Here is a 548-nt window from a genome sequence, read left to right on the forward strand (position 1 = left end):
AATTAGGCGCTTGGCGATGACCTACTCTCACATGGGGAGACCCCACACTACCATCGGCGCGTTTGCGTTTCACTTCTGAGTTCGGGATGGGATCAGGTGGTTCCACAAGGCTATTGTCACCAAGCAAATTCTGTTTATTACCGTGTCCATCTCTGGCTCACGTTAATAATAATTCGGAAAGCTGATTTTCTGTTGAGTCTTTAACTTTATCAAGTGTCGATATTCTGTCTAAGGCTTCTTTGTAAAACCCATCTGGGTTGTATGGTTAAGCCTCTCGAGTCATTAGTACATGTTAGCTYAACGCCTCACAACGCTTACACACCATGCCTATCAACGTCCTAGTCTCGAACGGCTCTTTAGAGGAATTAAATTCCTAGGGATGACTCATCTTAGGGCTCGCTTCCCGCTTAGATGCTTTCAGCGGTTATCGATTCCGAACGTAGCTACCGGGCAATGCCATTGGCATGACAACCCGAACACCAGCGGTTCGTCCACTCCGGTCCTCTCGTACTAGGAGCAGCTCCCTTCAATCATCCAACGCCCACGGC

2 rRNA genes are annotated in these 548 nt (G+C 48.4%); both read right to left on the reverse strand.

Features of this window, described 5'->3' with window-relative positions:
* Positions 1-8: 8 nt before the first annotated feature.
* Positions 9-124 (reverse strand): 5S ribosomal RNA (gene rrf / locus L5M51_RS22775).
* Positions 125-261: 137 nt separating this feature from the next.
* Positions 262-548 (reverse strand): 23S ribosomal RNA (locus tag L5M51_RS22780); the annotation flags it as partial.

The sequence above is a fragment of the Shewanella sp. SM73 genome, from assembly GCF_025653795.1.
GTDB classification, from domain to species: domain Bacteria; phylum Pseudomonadota; class Gammaproteobacteria; order Enterobacterales; family Shewanellaceae; genus Shewanella; species Shewanella oncorhynchi.